The following is a 20,152-nucleotide window of genomic DNA, read 5'->3' as shown; positions in this document are numbered from 1 at the left end:
AAAAATTTATATTATATATGAAATTATTATTTTATTAACAGATTAAAAAATTTTTATAGCTATCTTTATTATATTGGGATTAATAAAATTAAATGAATGCACTTGAAAAAAATTTTAGCTTATTCGAAGCCCTATAAATATCACTATATCATTAATATATCATGTAATTTTTTATATTCTTTATTTTCAGTTATATCCATTATATCTATTTCCCCTGTATTAAGTATTTTACTTGAATCTTCTGAATACAAAAATAAAACAACATTCTTTAATTCTTTTAATGTTTTTTTTGATTTTATTATAAAATATTTTCATGATTATATCAAAATACTATCATACAAATATGGAAAAATAAATACTTTAGCTATATTTTGCATTTTTATTATTCTACTTTTTTTTATTCGAAATATTTTTCGATATTTAGCAGAATATTTTTTAATAGGAATAAAAACTTCTATCGTTCGAAATATTCGAAACGATTTTCATGAAAAAATACTTTCTTTACCCATAATTTTTTTTTCAAACAAGAGAAATGGAGATTTAATCTCTAGATTATCCAATGATGTTAATGAAATAGAGGTCTCAATCGTTGGTTCTTTAGCTAATTTGATTAGTTCTCCTATTATGGTTGCTTTTCATTTACTGACCTTATTTTTTATGAGTTATCAATTGACGTTATTTGCTTTTTTATTGCTTCCTTTAATGGCGACTTTTTTATCTATTATAGGAAATAGCTTAAAAAAAGATGCAAGAGGGGCTCAAAATCAATTAGGAAAATTATTTTCTGTTATAGAAGAAACTTTAAATTCTACTAAAATTATAAATATTTTCAATGCTGAAAATCAAATGCAAAAACGTTTTGAACAAGTATCTGAATATCAGAAAATACTTTCTGCTCGTGTTAATAGAAAAAAAGAATTAGCTTCTCCTATGAGCGAATTTTTAGGTTCGATTACAATGATTTTAATTATTTGGTATGGGGGAAAACTTTTTTTAGAAAAAAAAGGAATGGCCCCAGAAATCCTTTTTCCTTTTATAGGACTATTTTTTCAGATTATTAATCCAGCAAAAAGTTTAGTGAATTCTATATCCAATATTCAAAAAGGAAGAGCTGCGGCAGAACGTATTGTAGAAATATTGAATACTAAATGTGTATCAAATGAAAAAATTAAATGTAAATCTATTTTCCATTTTGAAAATGAAATTTTATTTCGTAATGTATCATTTACTTACAATAAATTAATCTTGATTCAAGACTTAAGTTTTTCTTTAAAAAAAGGAAAAACTGTAGTATTAGTAGGTAGATCTGGTAGTGGTAAATCTACTATTGCTAATTTATTGGCTAATTTTTATGATGTAACATCTGGAGAGATTACTGTAGATGGAACTAATATTAAATATTTAAAAATTAAAGATTATAGAAAATTATTAGGAATTGTAACTCAAGAGCCGGTACTTTTTAATGATTCTGTTTTTAACAATATAGTATTAGGAACAGAAAAAAAAATATCTAAAAATTCTGTGATACAAGCGGCTAAAATTGCTAATGCACATTGTTTTATAAAAAAACTCCCTAAAGGATATGATACAATCATAGGATATAATGGAAATAAATTATCCTTAGGTCAAAAACAAAGAATTAGCATAGCAAGAGCTGTATTTAAAAATCCTTTAATTATGATTTTAGATGAAGCCACTTCTTCCTTAGATACAGAATCGGAAATTACAGTTCAAAAAGCCTTAAATAAAATGATGAAAAATAGAACATCTCTTGTAATAGCACATAAATTATCTTCTTCCATTATACAAAATGCAGATCATATTATTGTGTTAGAAAAAGGAAAAATTATAGAACAAGGAAAACATAATACTCTAATTTCAAAAAAAGGAACTTATAGTAAGTTAATGGCTCTATAAAGCTTTTAAAAGTGAATATTGAAAAATACATTACAGAAATTATTCGTGATCCTGTTTTATCTATTTCTATTATAGGAAATTTATTTTTAATAGAAAGTATTTTATCTATAGACAATGCTGCAATATTAGCATCTATGACTATGAATATGAAAAAAAAAGATAGAAAGAAAGCTATAAAATATGGAATTATTGGGGCTTATTTTTTTAGAGGAATATGTCTATTATTTGCTTCCATATTAATAAAAATATGGTGGTTAAAACCATTAGGAGGTATTTACTTAATTTTTGTAGGATTAAATCACTTTTTTTTTAAAAAAAATTCTCTATCAGATGATTTAAATGAAAAAACACAATATTCTTTTTGGAAAGTTGTTTTCATTATAGAAACGATGGATTTAGCTTTTTCCATTGATAATATTTTCGCTTCTGTTGCTTTATCAGAAAACTTGATATTAATTTTTTTAGGTGTATGTATAGGAATTTTATCAATGAGATTGATTGCACAGTTTTTTGTTAAATTGATGGAAAAATTTACAGAATTAAAACATTCTGCCTTTTTTGTAATCATTATTCTTGGAATGAAGCTTCTTTTTTTTTCAAAAAAAAATGTTCCTAATTCATTTTTGTTTTTTTTTTCAGAAAAAATATTTTCATTATTAATTTTTTCAATATTTATATTCCCTATTTTTTTATCATGGATAAAAAAAACAAAATTAAAATAATATAGTAATAGGGTCTTCTAAATAATTTTTAAGAGAATGAATATATTCACTTCCTTTTACCCCATCTATAATTCGATGATCACAAGATAATGTAATTTTCATTACATTTCCTATTTCAATTTTATAATTTTTTACAACTGGACGTATCATAATAGATCCTATAGATAATATAGATGTGTTAGGTGTATTGATAATGGAAGTAAAAGATTCTATTCCATACATTCCTAAATTTGAAACCGTGAATGTACTATTTTCTATTTCTTCTGGTTGTATTTTTTTCGATTTTGAACGTGATACTTTATCTCTAATTTCTTTGGAAATTTGTAATAATGATTTTTGATCCACATTTTTAATAACTGGAACAATCAATCCGTCTTTTATAGCTACAGCAACTCCAATATGAATATTGGAATGTATTATGACTTCTTCGTCTCCCCATGAAACATTCATATCAGGATGTTTTTTCAAAGATTGAGCTACAGCTTTTATAATAATATCATTAAATGATATTTTTTCTTCTAAAGAAAGTTTATTGTTTAAATTTTTCCTAAATTCAATTAATTTATCCGCATTTATTTCACTAAATAAATAATAATGTGGAGCTGAAAATTTTGAATAAGTTAAATGTTTTGCTATTTTTTTTCTTATAGAAGAATGAATAACATTTTTATTTTCTCTTTCTTTTTTATTTAGGTTAGTTTTTTCGTAAAATTCGATATCTCTTTTAATAATTCTTCCATATTCTCCACTTCCTTTTATATTATCTATAGAAATACCTATTTTTTTTGCCATTTTTTTTGCCACAGGAGAAATAAATATTTTTTCGTTTTTTATTTCTTTATTTTTTTCAACTATAAACTCCCTATTTTCTTGTTCTTGTTTTTTATTATATTGTAATTGTGTAATTACATGACTTATATCTTCCCCTTCATTTCCTATAATCGCTAATACGTCATTTACACGTGTAGTTTCTCCTTCTTTTACTCCGATAAAAAGTAAAACACCACTAACATCTATCTCAAAATCTTGAGTTGCTTTATCTGTTTCTATTTCAGCTAAAATATCACCTTCTGAAACTTGGTCTCCTATTTTTTTATTCCATTTGATTACAGTCCCCTCTTTCATTGTATCACTTAATTGGGGCATGTATATTATTTCTGCCATTATTTTTATTTTAAGATATTTATTTCATATGTTTGTTTATGAAGGGAAAATTTTCTATAGATTTATTTATCTATAAAAGGATAATTTGTTTCATAATAAACTACATTATACATTTCTTCTAAAGAAGGAAAATCTGATCTTTCTGCAAATTCAACACAGGATTCTACCTTTTTTTTAACTTCATTTTCTATTGCATTTAAATTTTCTATAGTTTCCCATTCATTCTGTATGATAATATTTTTTAATTTTAAAATTGGATCTTTTTTTTTGTACAAATGAACTTCTTCTTTACTACGATATAATTCAGAATCAGACATGGAATGACCTCTATATCTATACGTTTTAACATCTAAAAAAGTAGAACCTTTTCCTTTTCTAGCTCTTTCTATAGCAGAATAAGCTTCTTGTGCTACTTTTTTTGGATCCATTCCATCCACAGGATAAGAAGGAATTCCATATGACTCTCCTATTTTATAAATTTCTTCTATATTACTGCTTCTTTTTACAGAAGTTCCCATTGCATATTTATTATTTTCACATATAAAGACAACAGGAAGTTTCCACAGCATAGACATATTAAATGTTTCATGTAAAGACCCTTGTCTTACAGCCCCATCTCCCATAATAGTTATGGTTACTGCTTTTCTATTAAAATATTTATCAGCAAAAGCAATTCCAGCTCCTAGGGGGATTTGTCCACCTACAATTCCATGTCCACCATAAAAACGATGTTTTCTGCTAAATATATGCATAGATCCCCCCATTCCATGAGAAGTTCCTGTTTTTTTTCCTAAAAGTTCCGCCATTACTTTTTTTGGATTGACTCCCATAGAAATAGGCAATATATGACATCTGTAAGCGGTTATAATTTTATCTTTAGACAAGTCCATTGCATGAGTTAATCCAGCTGGGATGGCTTCTTGTCCATTATACAAATGTAAAAACCCTCTAATTTTTTGTTTTAAGTATAGAGAACGACATTTGTCCTCAAATTTCCTCCAAAAAGACATATCTTTGAACCACTTAATATAGGTTTTTGTGGTAATTTCCTTCATTATAAAGAAAAATTTGTTATGAAACAATCATCATAATACAAATTTAATCTTTAAGATTCAATAAACAAAAATTTAAATTAAACAAATAAGACTTTCTAATCCAATTTTTCTAGATCCTTTAATAAGAATATAATCTGTCTTTTGGAGAGAAGATTTTTTAAACCATTCAACAAAATTTTTTTTGTTGATAAATTTTTTTATTTTAAAAGACGTTTTTTTAGTATTAAAAAAAATGTTTCCAATTAAAAAAGCAATGTTAATGTCACTTTTTTTTATAAAAGAAATAATTTTTTCATGTTCATTGTTTGAAAATGACCCTAATTCTAACATATCTCCTAATATTACGATTTTGTATCCTTGTATATTGTTAAAAAAGGTAAGAGCTTCTATCATACTAGTCGGATTTGCATTATAACAATCTATAATAATTTTTACATTATTTTTCATAAAAATTTGAGAACGATAATTATTAGGAATGTATTCTTCTACTGCTTCTTTCATTTTTTTTAAGGGAACTTTGAAATATGTTCCAATAGTTATAGCAGAAGCTATATTATATAAATTGTAATTTCCTATTAAAGGAGAAACAATTTCTATATTTTTAATATATAAAACAGATTTTGTAGTATTTTTTTTCCATGAATATTCAATATTTATATCTGTTTTTTTTTTTTTTGTTCCTGAAAAAATATATCTGTTCGTTTCCATACTATTAGATAATTGTATAGGATCATCTCCATTGATAAATATCACTTTATTATTTTTTTTTAAAAAATCATATAACTCTAACTTGCTACGTATGATTCCTTCTAAATTTTTAAATCCTTCTAAATGAGCTTTTCCAAAATTTGTAATATATCCATAATCTGGATTTACAATCCGACACATTTTTTCTATTTCTTTTTCATGATTCGCTCCAATTTCTATTACAGATATTTGTGTATCCATGGGCATAGAAAGTATAGTTAATGGAATTCCTATATGATTATTGAAATTATTTATGGTGGAATGAACTTTTTTATATTTCTTAGCAAGAATAACTTTAATCAGTTCTTTTGTCGTCGTTTTTCCATTACTTCCAGTGATTGCTATAATAGGGACGTGATATAATCTATGTCTATGATACATTGCTAATTCATGCAAAAAATATAATGTATTGTAGACGAAAATAATTTTTTCGTCAAAAGCATATCTTTTATCATCGACTATAGCTAGTATAGCTCCATTTAAAATTGCTTCATATGCAAATTGATTTCCATCAAAATTTTTTCCTTTTAAAGCTATAAAAATAGATCCTTTTTTAACTTTTTTGCTATTTATTTCTATACCAGAAGAGATAGAATACAATTGATATATACTTTGAATATCCATAAATCATATAATGTATTTTTTTAATCAATAATTAGAATTATAGTAAATCCTCTTCAAGTTTCATTTTTAAATTATTAATATTAGTGATGATAGTTCTTTTTTGATCTTTTATATAAGATATATAACCTGTTTCTTCGGATATAACAAGACATATAGCGTCCGTTTTTTCAGATAATCCAATGGCAGCTCTGTGTCGTAACCCCAGACGAGATGGAATTTCTTTATTGTAAGAAACAGGAAGAATAGCTCTTGTTTTTATTATTTTATTTCCTATAATAACTACTGCTCCATCATGTAATGGGCTATTTTTATAAAAAATGCTTTCTAAAATAGAAATATTAACTTTAGCATCCATTTCATCTCCATTTTGAATAAATTCTTTTAAATCCTGATGCAATTGAATGACGATTAAAACTCCTGTTTTATCTCCAGAAAAAATAGCACAAGCATTCACAATACTATCTATAGTTTCAGTTTTAATTGAAACTCCTGATTTTTTAAATAGAGAAAATATAAATTTTTTAAAAAAAATTTTGCTTCCGACTATGAGAAGAAATTTTCTAATTTCTGGTTGAAATACAATGATTAAAGCTAAAAAACCTCCTTTAAAAAAAGCACTTATAACAATGCTAAGAAGTTTCATTTTATAGATTTCTACTACTTTCCAAAAAATAAAAGTTGCAATGATACCGTAAAAAATATTTAAAGCAGCAGTTCTGTAAACCAATCTGTATACTTGAAACAGAATAATGGTTACCAGAAAAATATCTAAAATATCAATGAAAGAAATTTTCAATAAATGTAATAATGAAAAAAAAGCTTTACGCAAAAATAATACAAGTATTAGTGAATTATAAAATTTTTTTATAATATTGTACTAATTTAATGCATTCTACAGCTTCTTTAACATCATGTACACGTAAAAATTTTGATCCATTTAAAAGTGCTATAGTATGAATAATGGAGGTAGCATTTAATGATTTTTCATAAGAAGTTTTTAAAATGAATTTGATCATAGACTTTCTAGAAACACCAACTAAAATTGGATGATCTTGAAATCCTAATAGAGACAGGTGTTTTAATAATTGAAAATTTTGTTCTATTGTTTTTCCAAAACCAAATCCAGGATCTAAAATGATATCTTGAATTCCATGTTTTTTTAAATAGTAAATTTTTTCAGAAAAAAAATTATTGATTTCTATTATTATACTTTCATGATAAAATGGATGTTTCTGCATATTTTCAGGGAGACCTTTCATATGATTTAATACATATGGAATTTTTAGTTTTCCTAGCAAAGGAAACATATTTTTATCTAATTTTCCTCCTGATATATCATTTATCATTATAGCCCCTTCTTCCACCGCTATTCTAGCTACTTCACTGCGAAAGGTATCTATAGATATCTTAATATTCGGAAAATTTTTTATGATAGTACAAATTGGTTTTATAACTCTCTTGAGTTCTTCTTTTTCCGTTACTGATTTGGACCCTGGTCGTGTGGAACAGCCTCCAATATCTATAAAATCAGAACCTTCATTTAATAATGTTTCTACATGTTTTAGTATACTATATTCAGAATATAATTTTCCCCCATTATAAAACGAATCTGGAGTTAAATTAACTATTCCCATTACTTTTGGTTCTTTTAAATGCAATAAAGTCCCTGCACAATTAATTGTCATTGAAAAAACTATTTATTGTAATTTGTTATAAAATTAAATGACATGAATTTTTCTTCTATTGATTTTATTATTCAAAAATGTAGGAAACTTTTTTTAGAAAAATTAAAAGATTATGGATTATCATGGAAATTATTTCATAATTATTCTATAATAGATCAAGTTTTGATTAAAGTAATTCGAATCAAGAATATTCAATCAAAAGGATTTCAAAAAATTCAAAAAGAAAAAATAACAGATACATATATAGATATCGTAAATTATTTAATAATTATATTAATCAAATTGGATGTTTATTTTATATCAAATTTCCATAAAATATCACACAATGATGTGATTTTTATATATAATGAAAAATTGAAAAAAATAAAAAATTATATATATGTGGACAAAACTTCAAATAAGTTTTCTATAAATTTTGTTTTAGAAAGAATTTCTTTCTTGAAAAGAAATAGAGAAAAAATTTTATTCAAAGAATTAGAAAAATTTTGTTTTAAAATATTAGTCGAAATCATTTTTCTACTAAGAAAAAATTTATAATATACAAAAATTACAATTTTTATTTATATTTAAAAATATTTTTGTATAAAAATGAGAAAAAAGACAGTCATTGCAAATTGGAAAATGAATTATGACTTTCATGAAACAACTTCTTTTATTAGAAATTTTTTAAAATTTGTTTTTGAGAGAAAAATAAATCATAATAAAGAAATCATTATCGCTCCTTCTTTTCCTTTTTTACATATTTCAAATCAAATTTTACAAGGGACTACTCTAAATATTGCGGCTCAAAATATTTATCAAAAGGATGAAGGGGCCTATACAGGAGAAGTATCTGCTCCTATGTTAAAATCTATAGGAGTTCAAAAAGTTATACTAGGACATAGTGAACGTAGAGAGTTTTTTTTTGAAAAAAATAATGTTTTGTTAGAAAAAATAAAAATAGCATTAAAATATAGTTTTAATATTATTTTTTGTGTAGGAGAATCATCTATCGAAAGGTCTAACAATCAACAATTTGAAGTAGTTAAAAATCAATTAAAAGAAACTGTTTTTCATTGTTCTTCAGATGAAATTAAATTTTTTCATATAGCATATGAACCTGTATGGGCAATTGGAACAGGAACAACCGCTACATTTGAACAAGTTCAGACGATGCATGAATTTATTCGTTCTTTATTTTTTAAAAAATATGGAGAAAATATTTCTAATAAAATATCTATTTTATATGGAGGAAGTATTAATGATTTTAATGCAAAAAATTTTTTTTCTCAAAAGGATATAGATGGAGGTCTTGTAGGTAAATCGTCTTTGGAGCTTGAAAAATTTTTGAAAATAGTTGAATCTTAGTTAGTATATTTGTATCCTGTTATGGGCCTCGTAGCTTAATTGGATAGAGCACCTGACTACGGATCAGAAGGTTATGGGTTCGAATCCCTTCGAGGTCGCGTTTATCCTAAATAAGGTTTTAATATTTTGCTTCTAGAAGAATGTTTTAGTCTTTTTAAAGCTATGCTTTCAATTTGTCTGACACGTTCTCTTGTTAAATCGCAAGATTGACCTACTTCTTCTAAAGTCATAGGGGGAGATCCATTTAATCCAAAATGTAAAATTATAACCCTACGTTCTCTTTCACTTAAAGTTTCTAAAATCCTTCTTATATCTTTACGTAAAGATTCTTTTTCTAAATGTTCGTCTGGACGAGGAGATTCATCAGATCGAACTAAATCATATAGATTAGAATCTTCTCCTTCTATCAATGGAGCATCCATTGAAACATGTCTTCCTGAGTTCTTTATAGATTCTTCAACATCTTTCTCATTCATATTTAAATATTCTGCTATTTCTCTGGCAGAAGGAGTTCTTTGCAATTCTTGTTCTAATTGAGCAAGAGTTTTCAGTATTTTGTTTAGTAAAGCTAATTTATTTGTAGGTTGCCTAATAGAACGTGATTGTTCTGCAATAGCTTGTAAAATAGCTTGTCTAATCCACCAAACAACGTACGATATGCATTTAAAACCTCTTGTTTCATCAAAACGTAATATTCCTTTTATCAAACCTAAATTACCTTCATTAATTAAATCACATAAACTTAAACCTTGATTTTGATACTGTTTCGCAACAGAGACAACAAAACGTAAATTGGCATTAACAAGCTTATCTATAGCAGTTCCATCCCCTTCTCTTGCTCTACGAGCATATTCTACTTCTTCTTCTGGAGTTAATAATGGAATTTTTCCTATTTCATGAAGATATTTATCTAACGATTCAGATTCACGATTTGTTACTTGTTTAGTAATTTTAAGTTGTCTCATATTTTTTTTATTCATTTTTTTTTCCAGGACGGGGTAAAAGTATTTTTCTAGATAGTTTCATTTTTTTATTTCTTTCATCCATTCCCATAAATTTAACATCAATAATATCTCCTATATGGAATTCTTCTTCTATATTTTTTAATCTTTTCCATCCTATTTCAGAAATATGTAGCAACCCTTCAACTCCTTTAGATATTTCAACAAAAGCACCAAAATCTTTTATAGATTTTACTTTTGCTTTATAAATTTTTCCTAATTCAGGAACAAAAGCTATTTCTTTAATTCTATTGATAGCTTTTTCTATTTTTTCATCATCATTTCCAATGATTTCAATGTAACCGGAATCTCCTTTTTCTTCAATTAGTATATTTGTATTTGTACATGATTGTATTTCTTGAATTACTTTTCCACCTGTACCTATAACCGAACCTATAAAATTTTTTGGAATATTAAAAGTATATATTTTTGGAGCATGAGGTTTTATTTTTTTTCTATATTCAGGTAAAGTTTCTAACATTTTTTTTAAAATAAAAATACGGCCTTCTAAAGCTTGTATTAAAATTTTGTTTATGAGCTCGAATGTTACTCCTTGCGTTGTTTTCACATCCATTTGACAAGCTGTAATTCCATATTTAGTTCCTGTTATTTTGAAATCTAAATCTCCAAAATAATCTTCTTCTCCTATTATATCTGATATAATTACTTTTTTTTCATTTTCCATAAACAAACCCATAGCAATTCCGGAAACAGGATTTTTTATAGGGATCCCTGCATCCATTAATGCTAAACTGGCAGCACAAACTGTAGCCATAGAAGATGATCCATTAGATTCTAAAATATCGGAAACAACACGAATTGTATATGGATTATTGGGGATAATATTTTTTAATGCACGTTGAGCTAAATTACCATGACCAACTTCACGTCTAGATACACCTCTGATAGAACGGATTTCTCCTGTTGAAAAAGGTGGAAAATTGTAATGTAAATAGAATTTCTCCTGATTTTCCATAATAACATTATCAATCTTATTAGCATCTAAAGATGATCCTAATGTGACTGTAGTTAAAGATTGTGTTTCTCCTCTTGAAAATAAAGCAGAACCATGTACTCCAGGTAAATAATCAACAAAACTAGATATTAAACGTATTTGTTTACTAGTTCGACCATCTAATCGTACTCCTTTTTTTAGAACTAAATTTCTAATTATATTTTTTCTAATTTCTTCAAAAAATTGTTCAATAATAGCTTCTTTTTTCTCTATTTGTTCTTCTGTTAAAAAATTTTTTTTAAAATCATTTAGTACAATTTTTTCTTGAATAGATCTAGTTTTTTTATCTAGAAAATTTTGATAAATATTTTCAATTTTATCATGTGAAAATAAAAAAAGTTCTTTTTTTAATCTTTTATTTTCTTGTGAAAAATTCACTGATACTTGATCATCAAAGAAAAAAAGACGATTTTTTGATAGTTTATTAACTAAACGGATTTGAGCTTCTATTTGTAGTTTTATAGCTTCATGAGCTATAATCAAAGTTTTTAAAAATTCATCTTCTTTTATTTCCTTCATTTCCCCTTCTATCATAAGAATAGAATGATTTGAAGCTCCTACTATCAAATCTATATCCGCTTCTTTTAACTGATCTAAACTAGGATTAATAATGAATTTTTCATTTAAACGTATAATACGTATTTCTGATATAGGGCCATTAAAAGGGATACCTGCAACTAATAAAGCTGTTGATGCAGCTAATCCAGCTAATCCATCTGGTAAAACAGTTTTATCATATGAAAGTAACGAAATCATAATTTGTATTTCTTTTTTAAAAGAATCTGGAAATGATGGCCTTAAAACACGATCTACTAATCTCATTGTAAGAATTTCTTCGTCAGAAGGTCTTCCCTCCCTTTTAATAAAACCTCCAGGAATTTTACCTCCAGCATAATATTTTTCTCTATAATCTACTGTCAAAGGCAAAAAATTGATTTCATTTTTTGTTTCTTTAGATACAACTACAGTTGCCAAAAGCATCGTATTTTTTTCACGGACGACAACTGCTCCATCTGCTTGTTTTGCTAATCTTCCTGTTTCTATAATGATAGTACGACCATTTTCCATAGATATGGTTTCTTTTACTATATCTGGCATATTTTTTATTTTCTATATAATAAGAACTTATAGATACAGAAATATTCTGTAATTTTATTTCCTTAATCCTAAATGTTTAATTATATTTTTATAATTTTTGATATCATGTTTCTCTATATATTTTAGTAATTTTTTTCTTTTTCCCACCATTTTTACCAAAGCTCTTTCTGTGTTAAAATCCTTTTTATTATTTTTGAGATGATTGTTTAAATGATTAATACGATAAGTAAATAAAGCAATTTGAGCTTTAGAAGAACCTGTATCGTAAACAGATGTTCCGTAAGTTTTAAATATTTCTTTTTTTTTTTTCATAATAAAACTATAAAGTTATAAAATATTTTTTTGAAACTAACCTCTATTTTTTTCCATTTTTATAATGGAATCAATATATCTTCTATCATTAGATAAACGAGGAATTTTATTTTGTCCACCTAATTTTTTATGTTTTTTTAGCCAATCATAAAATAACCCATTTCTAGCTACATATATAATAGGAGGACCTAAAACAATGTTTTTATATCGTTTAATTTCATAATCTGAATTCAAAGATTTTAATTCATTATCCAAAATGTTCCTAAAATCAAATAAATTAATCGGTGTTCTTTCAAATTCTATAATCCATTCATGAGCTCCAGAATTTTTTTTATTCATATGATTCATAAACACAGGCCCTGCAGTATATTCACGAATAATGGAATTTGTTTTGATACAAGTTTTATTTAAAGCTTTTTCTGCATGTTCAACAATTAATTCCTCTCCAAAAGAATTAATATAATGAGTTGTTCTTCCTGAAATAGAAATTCTATATGGAGATAAACTTGTAAACCTAACAGTATCTCCAACTATGTATCTCCATAATCCTGCATTGGTAGAAATGACAAGTGCATAATTTTTGTTTAATTCTACTTTATCAATAGAAAATATTTTAGGATTCGTATTATTTATCTCTTCTGTAGGAATAAATTCATAAAATATACCATGATTTAATAATAACAAAAGATCTTCAACATTTTTTTGATCTTGTATAGCAAAAAAACCTTCTGATGCACTGTATACATCGTAATAATTTATAGATTTATCAAATAATTTATCATATTGATTTATATAAGGTCTTAAACTTACTCCTCCATGAAATATTACCTCTATATTAGGCCATATTTCATTTATTTTTTTTTTGTTAAATTCTTTCAATAATTTATTCAAGAAAATCAGCAGCCAAGAACAAACACCTAATAAAATTCTAACGTCTTTATCTCCTGTATCTTTTACCAGGTTTTCTAATTTTTTTTCCCATTCACTCATTAAGGCTATTTTTTTTTTAGGTACACAAATATTTTCAACCCAAAAAGGCATATTTTTAATTAAAATGGAAGATAAATCACCATAAAATGTGTTATATTTTCTATATAATTCGTAACTTCCACCTAAACGAACTGCTTTTCCGAAAAAAATTTTTGTTTTAGGATGATTATGAATATAAACGGATAACATATCTTTTCCTGCTTTATAATGACATGTATTCATAGATGATTTAGTAACAGGAATATACTTGCTTCTTGTATTAGTCGTACCAGAAGATCTGGCAAACCATTTTACTTCTCCTGGCCATAATATATTTTTTTCTCCTTTACGAATTCTTTTAATAAAAAATTGTAAATCAGAATATTTACATATAGGAATTCTTTCAGAAAATTGTTGATATTTTTTTATGTCACGAAATCCGTATTTTTTTCCAAACTCTGTATTTTTTGCATATAAAATAAGTTGATTGATTAATTGATTTTGTATTTCTATCGGATAACGCATAAATAACTCTATGTTTTTAATTCTTCTCTTAAGGAATGCAGGAGTAAAGTATCCAGATAAATACTTGATCATCATGAAAAAATATTTTAATTAAAGGTTATAAAAATGAATTTATATCTTTATTTTTTTTGACTAACATAAATAGAAACAATTCCAAAAGTTAGTTTTTGTATATGAATAGGATCGAATTTATGATATTTTAAGAGTTTATTCATTTTTTTATTGTAATATTGAAAAGATAGTATAGATTCTTTTAAATAATTATAAGCAAAATGGTTTTTTGATATAAAATTTCCTATTTTTTGTATAAAAAAAAAATAAAAATAATAAATTTTTTTTATCCAATAATTGGAAGGGTTAGAAAATTCTAAAATAACTAAAATTCCGTAAGGTTTTAAAATTCTATGTATTTCTTTAACAGAACGATGAATGTATTGAAAATTTCTTATTCCAAAAGCAATAGTTACTATATCAAAAGTTTCATTTTGAAACGGAATATTTTGTGAATATCCTTTAATAGTTTTAACTCTTTTTTCAAAAAAATTGTTTTTTATTTTTTTTTCAGCTATTTTTAGCATTTTATCAGATGGATCTAATCCTGTAACATGAGCATGTTTGAATTTACTTGCGAGCAAGATAGCTAGATCTCCAGTTCCAGTAGCTAAGTCTAATATATTTTTAATATTTTTTCCACTCAATTTGGATAATAAATGAATTGTTTTTCTTCTCCATATAAAATCTATTCCAAAAGATAGTATATGATTAATTAAATCGTATTTATTTGCGATATGATCAAACATATTTTTCAATTTTTCTTCTTTTGAAGAAGGAGAATTTTTATACATAATATTTGGAATTTACTTTTTAAATTAAAAAATATGGAGAAAAAATAGTTTTTATTTAATAGTTATTTTAAAGAATTTTATTTCTTTTAGTTTAATCATTAAATTGTATAATAATATAAAGAAAAGAAATGATTCGATCAATCATTACAGGAACGGGGCATTATTTACCAGAAAAGATAATAAAAAGAGATCATTTTTTAAAACATAAATTTTACAATAAAAAAGGATTAAAAATTGAAAAATCTAATGAGGAAATCATCAAAAAATTTCAAAAAATCACAGAAATAGAGGAAAGAAGATATATAAATGAAGGGTTATTAAATTCTGATATTGCTGCTATTGCAGCAAAAAGAGCTTTGATAAATTCTAAAATTTTTAAAGAGAAAATAGATTATATTATATCAGCTCATAACTATGGAGATATTCATCCTACTTCTTATCAATCTGATTTTATGCCTTCTATAGCAGCTAAAGTAAAAAATAAACTTAAAATAAAAAATATAAAATGTAGACCATATGATATGATTTTTGGTTGTACAGGATGGATAGAAGGGATGATTCTTGCGGATCAACTTTTACGATCTAAATATGCTAAAAATATATTGATAACTAGTTCTGAAACTTTATCTAAAGTTATAGATCCACATGATAGAAATGCAATGATTTTTTCCGATGGAGCAGGAGCGGCTGTACTATCTGCTATAGAATTCTTAGAAGAAGAAAAATATGGGATTATTCATTACGAGACTCAATGTGATAATAATGAAAAATTATATTATTTAACTAATGGTCCTTCTTTAAATCCAAATTATAGAAAATCTTTAGTTAATATTAGAATGAATGGAAGGAGAATTTATGAATATGCATTAACAGAAGTTCCAAACATGTTAAAAAATATACTTGATCATGCTAATTTTCATCTTAAGGATATCAAAAAAATTCTTATTCATCAAGCTAATGCTAAAATGGATTATGCTATTTTAAAAAGATTATTGAAATTATATGATTGTAAGTCCTTAAACAAGAATTTCATATCAAAAATTATGCCTATGACAATACAAAAATTTGGAAATTCTTCTGTAGCTACTGTTCCTACTTTATTGGATTTAATTCTTAAAGGAAAGATGCCTCCTCATGATATTAAACCTGGAGACACAATCCTCATGGCATCCTTAGGTGCTGGAATGAACATTAATGGATTGATTTACCGTTTTCCAAACAATAAAAAATAAATATGAATAAAAAAATACATCCAGAAAATTACAGACCTGTTGTTTTTAAAGATATTAACAATGATAAAATAATTATTTGTAAATCGACAGTTACAACAAAAGATTCTATTCATATAGATGGAAGTGATTATCCATTATATAAAATGGAGATATCTAGTTATTCACATCCGTTTTTTACTGGAGAAAAAAGATTTTTAGGAAAAACAGGTCCAGCTGAAAAATTTAAGAAAAGATATGAAAAATATAAAAAATTATAAAAATATATTCATATGAATTTCATATTATATGATGGAATGGAATGGAAAAAATTATTTCCTATCACACTCACTAGACCTGTATCAGAAATCAGATTAGGATTATTTACGATAAAAGAAAGATGGGAAAAATATATTGGAAAAAAGGTAGATAATATTATTACACAACCATTTCTTTCGAAGAAATATACAAAAAAAGAATCTTACTATTTTGAAAATATATTGTTAATTAATTCTGCATTTCTTCCTAATGAAGAGTTAATTCAAATTCTTTTTTCTTTAAAAGAAAACGAAACCATTTTTTTTAAAGAAAAAATGATTGCCATAAAAAAAAATTTCTTTTCATGGAAAGAAAACATTCTTTCTTTATATTTAAAAAAGTATAAAAAAATATATCATGTAAATAAAATTATTCATATTCAATATCCATGGGATATATTTATAAATAATGGAACTGTATTAAAAAAAGATTTTTTATTTTTCACAAATGGTAAAAAATCGTCTTCTTTGTTAGGAAATAATCATATTATTTGTAAGGATAAAATTTTTTTGGAAGAAGATATAAAAACGAATAATGTTGTATTAAATGCTCAATATGGGCCCATATATATTGGAAAAAAAGTGGAGATTATGGAAGGGGCTGTAATCCGAGGGCCAGTAGCAATTGGAGAACATACTACGTTGAATGTGGGAGCAAAAATATATGGAGGAACAACTATTGCTACTTTTTGTAAAATAGGAGGAGAAATTTTTAATTCAGTAATTTTTTCTTATTCTAATAAGGTTCATGATGGATTTTTAGGAAATTCTATTTTGGGAGAATGGTGTAATTTAGGAGCTGGAACTAATATTTCTAATTTGAGAAATGATTATCAAAAAGTAACTGTTTGGAATTATGAAAAAAAAGATTTTATTCCTACCGATTTACAATTTTTTGGTATAATCATGGGAGATCATTCTAAATCAGCAATAAATACTCAATTTAATACAGCTACGATTGCAGGTATTAGTGATAATATTTTTGGATATGGATTTCCGCCTAGATATATTCCTTCTTTTTCTTTAGGAGGAATTCAAAATAAAAAAAGAATTCCTTTTAATAAAGTTTGTGAAACTGCTGAAATTATGATGAATAGAAGAAATGTGAATTTTTCTGCTTTAGAGAGAAATATTTTAGAATATTTATATCAATTATTGGATATTTAGTTAATTTTTATCATATGATATATACATATGTATTTATTATGTATTATGTATTATACTATGTATGAAAATACAATTTTTATAAAGTTATTTATATGCTGAAACATAATTTAGGTTATCCACGTATAGGGATACGAAGAGAGTTAAAGAAAGCTTGTGAAGCTTATTGGTCAAATAAAATTAATTCTGGTGCTTTATTTGAAGTAGGAACAAAAATCAGGAAAGAAAATTGGAAAATACAAGAAAAAGCTGGGTTGGATTTGATTCCATGCAATGATTTCAGTTTTTATGATCATGTTTTAGATATGTCTTTGTTGTTGGGAGTGATTTCAGAGTCTTATCTTAGTATTAAATTGATTGATAATAATATTGATCTATATTTTTCTATGGCTAGAGGATTTCAAAAAAATGGATGGGATATTAAAGCAATGGAAATGACCAAATGGTTTAACACGAATTACCATTATATTGTTCCAGAATTTTATAAAAATCAAAAATTTTCTATTTTTTCGAATAAAATTTTTGATGAATTAGCGGAATCTAAAAATATATTAAAATCTATAAAAAAGATTAAACCTGTATTAATTGGACCTGTCTCTTATTTATTTTTAGGAAAAGAAAAAGAAAAATCTTTTTATAGAATGGATTTAATAGAAAATCTCATTCCTATTTATATAAAAATCATTCAAAAACTAAAAAATGAAGGAGTTAATTGGATTCAATTAGACGAACCTATTTTAGGTTTAGATATGTCAGAAAAAGACAAAAAAATTTTTAAATATGCTTATGGAGAAATATCTAGATTTTGTTCTGAAATCAATATTTTATTAACTTCTTATTTTGATGGCATATCAGAAAATATATCTCTTTTTCATGATATATCTATTCAAGCTTTACATATAGATTTAGTGGAAGAACCGAATCAATTGGAAAAAATACTTTCTTTTTTTTCAAGAGAATCAAAAACGATTTTATCTTTGGGGGTTATTGATGGGAGAAATATATGGAAAAATAATTATGCTAATTCTATTCAAAAAATAGAAAAAGCGATAGAATCTCTAGGAGAAGATAGAGTTATGATTGCTCCTAATTGCTCTCTTTTACACGTTCCTATAGATATAGAATATGAAAATTCTATTCATATAGATATCAAAAATAAAATGTCTTTTGCAAGACAAAAAATTGATGAATTAAATGATTTAGAAAAAATTATAAAAGGAAATAAAAATATTCTACTCAGTAACTCCTCTTTACTAGAGGAATCATCCTCTGTTTTTTATGATATAAAAATCAAGGAAAGAGCAATAAAAATAACGGACAAAGATATACAAAGGGATAATCCTTTTTATATTAGACAAAAGAAGCAAAAACAAAAATTTAATCTTCCTCTATTTCCCACTACTACTATAGGATCTTTCCCCCAAACGAAAGAAATACGTAATTTGCGAAATAAATTTAGAAAAAAAGAACTGAGTCGAGAAGAATATGATGAAAAAATAAAAAATTTCATTGTAGATGTTGTTAAAAAACAAGAAAAAATAGATTTAGATGTATTAGTTCATGGAGAATTTGAAAGGACTGATATGGTAGAATATTTCTCTGATAAATTAAAAGGAATACTTTCTACTGAAAATGGATGGGTACAAAGTTATGGGAGTCGCTGTGTTAAACCTCCTGTGATTTATGGGGATGTAGGTCGTGTTGGTGATATGACTGTTAAATGGATATGTTTTGCTCAATCTCAAACAAAAAAATTAATGAAGGGGATGTTAACTGGTCCCGTTACAATTTTACAATGGTCTTTTGTCAGAGATGATCAACCTCTTTCTCATACAGCTTATCAAATAGCTTGGGCTATTCGAGAAGAAGTTTTATCTTTAGAAAGATCTGGAATTCAAATTATTCAAATCGATGAACCAGCTCTAAGAGAAGGATTGCCTTTGAAAAAAAAGAATTGGAAATCTTATTTTGATTGGTCTATTAAGGCTTTTCGTCTTTCTTCTAGTGGAGTTAAAGATGAAACCCAAATACATACACATATGTGTTACAGTGAATTTAACGATATATTCAAACATATAGCAGATATGGATGCAGATGTTATCACTATGGAAACTTCTAGATCTAAAATGGAATTGTTAAAAGCCTTTTCCGTTTTTTCTTATCCTAATGAAATAGGACCAGGAGTATATGATATTCATTCTCCCAGAATTCCCACAGTAGAAGAAATATTTGACTTAATAGAAAAAGCTTCAAAAAAATTACCTATAAAAAATATTTGGATTAATCCAGATTGTGGATTAAAAACTAGGAAATGGGAAGAAGTATTAATGTCTCTTCATAATATGACAAAAGCAGCGAAAATGGCCAGAATAAAATTAGTTAGTTAATATTAAATTCAAAAAAAGAAAAATGTATATTTTCATCTTGATCTAAAAAT

At 25.6% G+C, this 20,152-nt stretch carries 18 protein-coding genes and 1 tRNA gene; 9 read left to right on the top strand and 10 right to left on the bottom strand.

What is annotated here, in order from left to right; all coding sequences use genetic code 11:
• Window positions 1-96 precede the first annotated feature (96 nt).
• Window positions 97-1,917, top strand: a complete 1,821-nt coding sequence (locus H0H73_RS02685) for an ABC transporter ATP-binding protein (RefSeq protein WP_185852087.1) — start codon at window positions 97-99, stop codon at window positions 1,915-1,917.
• An 11-nt stretch (window positions 1,918-1,928) separates the two neighbouring features.
• The gene (locus tag H0H73_RS02680; protein WP_185852086.1) at window positions 1,929-2,639 is read left to right on the top strand and encodes a DUF475 domain-containing protein; all 711 of its coding nucleotides are present in this window, start codon (window positions 1,929-1,931) and stop codon (window positions 2,637-2,639) included.
• Here H0H73_RS02680 and H0H73_RS02675 read toward each other — a convergent pair.
• From H0H73_RS02675 to folP, 5 genes are all read right to left on the bottom strand, one after another.
• On the bottom strand, window positions 2,631-3,803 hold the full coding sequence (locus H0H73_RS02675) for a dihydrolipoamide acetyltransferase family protein (protein WP_185852085.1): 1,173 nt from the start codon (window positions 3,801-3,803) through the stop codon (window positions 2,631-2,633). The two genes, H0H73_RS02680 and H0H73_RS02675, sit on opposite strands and share 9 nt — an antisense overlap.
• A 62-nt stretch (window positions 3,804-3,865) precedes the next feature.
• Complete coding sequence (pdhA, locus tag H0H73_RS02670) at window positions 3,866-4,858, bottom strand: pyruvate dehydrogenase (acetyl-transferring) E1 component subunit alpha (protein WP_185852084.1); 993 nt, start codon at window positions 4,856-4,858, stop codon at window positions 3,866-3,868.
• Between the two features lie 72 nt (window positions 4,859-4,930).
• The gene (locus tag H0H73_RS02665) at window positions 4,931-6,229 is read right to left on the bottom strand and encodes a UDP-N-acetylmuramoyl-tripeptide--D-alanyl-D-alanine ligase (protein WP_185852083.1); all 1,299 of its coding nucleotides are present in this window, start codon (window positions 6,227-6,229) and stop codon (window positions 4,931-4,933) included.
• A 37-nt stretch (window positions 6,230-6,266) separates the two neighbouring features.
• The gene (locus tag H0H73_RS02660; RefSeq protein ID WP_185852082.1) at window positions 6,267-7,058 is read right to left on the bottom strand and encodes a diadenylate cyclase; all 792 of its coding nucleotides are present in this window, start codon (window positions 7,056-7,058) and stop codon (window positions 6,267-6,269) included.
• Between the two features lie 22 nt (window positions 7,059-7,080).
• Complete coding sequence (gene folP / locus H0H73_RS02655; RefSeq protein WP_185852081.1) at window positions 7,081-7,914, bottom strand: dihydropteroate synthase; 834 nt, start codon at window positions 7,912-7,914, stop codon at window positions 7,081-7,083.
• A gap of 42 nt (window positions 7,915-7,956) precedes the next feature.
• On the opposite strand from folP, the gene H0H73_RS02650 reads away from it, so the two are divergent.
• The 3 genes from H0H73_RS02650 (at window position 7,957) to H0H73_RS02640 (ending at window position 9,359) form a co-directional block, all read left to right on the top strand.
• On the top strand, window positions 7,957-8,451 hold the full coding sequence (locus H0H73_RS02650; RefSeq protein WP_185852080.1) for a DUF1599 domain-containing protein: 495 nt from the start codon (window positions 7,957-7,959) through the stop codon (window positions 8,449-8,451).
• A gap of 51 nt (window positions 8,452-8,502) precedes the next feature.
• A complete protein-coding gene (gene tpiA, locus H0H73_RS02645; RefSeq protein ID WP_185852079.1) occupies window positions 8,503-9,261 on the top strand; it encodes a triose-phosphate isomerase in 759 nt (252 codons plus the stop codon).
• Window positions 9,262-9,285: 24 nt separating this feature from the next.
• Window positions 9,286-9,359 (top strand) — tRNA-Arg (locus H0H73_RS02640).
• Between the two features lie 3 nt (window positions 9,360-9,362).
• Here the strand turns inward: H0H73_RS02640 and H0H73_RS02635 are convergent.
• The 5 genes from H0H73_RS02635 to ubiE are packed head-to-tail and all read right to left on the bottom strand — an operon-like array spanning window position 9,363 to window position 15,026.
• Window positions 9,363-10,226 carry a sigma-70 family RNA polymerase sigma factor gene (locus H0H73_RS02635; RefSeq protein ID WP_185852505.1) on the bottom strand — a complete coding sequence of 288 codons (864 nt, stop codon included), beginning with the start codon at window positions 10,224-10,226 and terminating at the stop codon, window positions 9,363-9,365.
• 7 nt (window positions 10,227-10,233) lie between these two features.
• Window positions 10,234-12,375 (bottom strand): polyribonucleotide nucleotidyltransferase, encoded by a 2,142-nt coding sequence (locus H0H73_RS02630; protein WP_185852078.1) that lies wholly within the window; start codon window positions 12,373-12,375, stop codon window positions 10,234-10,236.
• Window positions 12,376-12,429: 54 nt separating this feature from the next.
• Window positions 12,430-12,687 (bottom strand): 30S ribosomal protein S15, encoded by a 258-nt coding sequence (rpsO, locus tag H0H73_RS02625; protein WP_185852077.1) that lies wholly within the window; start codon window positions 12,685-12,687, stop codon window positions 12,430-12,432.
• Between the two features lie 36 nt (window positions 12,688-12,723).
• Window positions 12,724-14,253 (bottom strand): GH3 auxin-responsive promoter family protein, encoded by a 1,530-nt coding sequence (locus H0H73_RS02620; RefSeq protein ID WP_185852504.1) that lies wholly within the window; start codon window positions 14,251-14,253, stop codon window positions 12,724-12,726.
• Window positions 14,254-14,300: 47 nt separating this feature from the next.
• Window positions 14,301-15,026: a bifunctional demethylmenaquinone methyltransferase/2-methoxy-6-polyprenyl-1,4-benzoquinol methylase UbiE gene (gene ubiE / locus H0H73_RS02615; RefSeq protein ID WP_185852076.1), complete on the bottom strand. Its 726-nt coding sequence runs from the start codon at window positions 15,024-15,026 to the stop codon at window positions 14,301-14,303.
• A gap of 128 nt (window positions 15,027-15,154) precedes the next feature.
• Between ubiE and H0H73_RS02610 the strand changes: the two genes are divergently transcribed.
• From H0H73_RS02610 to metE, 4 genes are all read left to right on the top strand, one after another.
• Window positions 15,155-16,258 carry a 3-oxoacyl-ACP synthase III family protein gene (locus tag H0H73_RS02610; protein WP_185852075.1) on the top strand — a complete coding sequence of 368 codons (1,104 nt, stop codon included), beginning with the start codon at window positions 15,155-15,157 and terminating at the stop codon, window positions 16,256-16,258.
• Window positions 16,259-16,260: 2 nt separating this feature from the next.
• Window positions 16,261-16,515, top strand: a complete 255-nt coding sequence (locus tag H0H73_RS02605) for a type B 50S ribosomal protein L31 (protein ID WP_185852074.1) — start codon at window positions 16,261-16,263, stop codon at window positions 16,513-16,515.
• Window positions 16,516-16,527: 12 nt separating this feature from the next.
• The gene (locus H0H73_RS02600) at window positions 16,528-17,718 is read left to right on the top strand and encodes a putative sugar nucleotidyl transferase (protein ID WP_185852073.1); all 1,191 of its coding nucleotides are present in this window, start codon (window positions 16,528-16,530) and stop codon (window positions 17,716-17,718) included.
• Window positions 17,719-17,810: 92 nt separating this feature from the next.
• Entirely contained in the window at window positions 17,811-20,102 is a 2,292-nt protein-coding gene (gene metE, locus H0H73_RS02595; RefSeq protein ID WP_185852072.1) for a 5-methyltetrahydropteroyltriglutamate--homocysteine S-methyltransferase, read from the top strand.
• Window positions 20,103-20,152 lie beyond the last annotated feature (50 nt).

This window comes from Blattabacterium cuenoti (genome assembly GCF_014251335.1).
In the GTDB taxonomy this organism is placed as follows: domain Bacteria; phylum Bacteroidota; class Bacteroidia; order Flavobacteriales; family Blattabacteriaceae; genus Blattabacterium; species Blattabacterium cuenoti_G.
The sequence above is the reverse complement of the archived record's forward strand: the minus strand, read 5'-3'. Positions and strand labels throughout refer to the sequence as shown.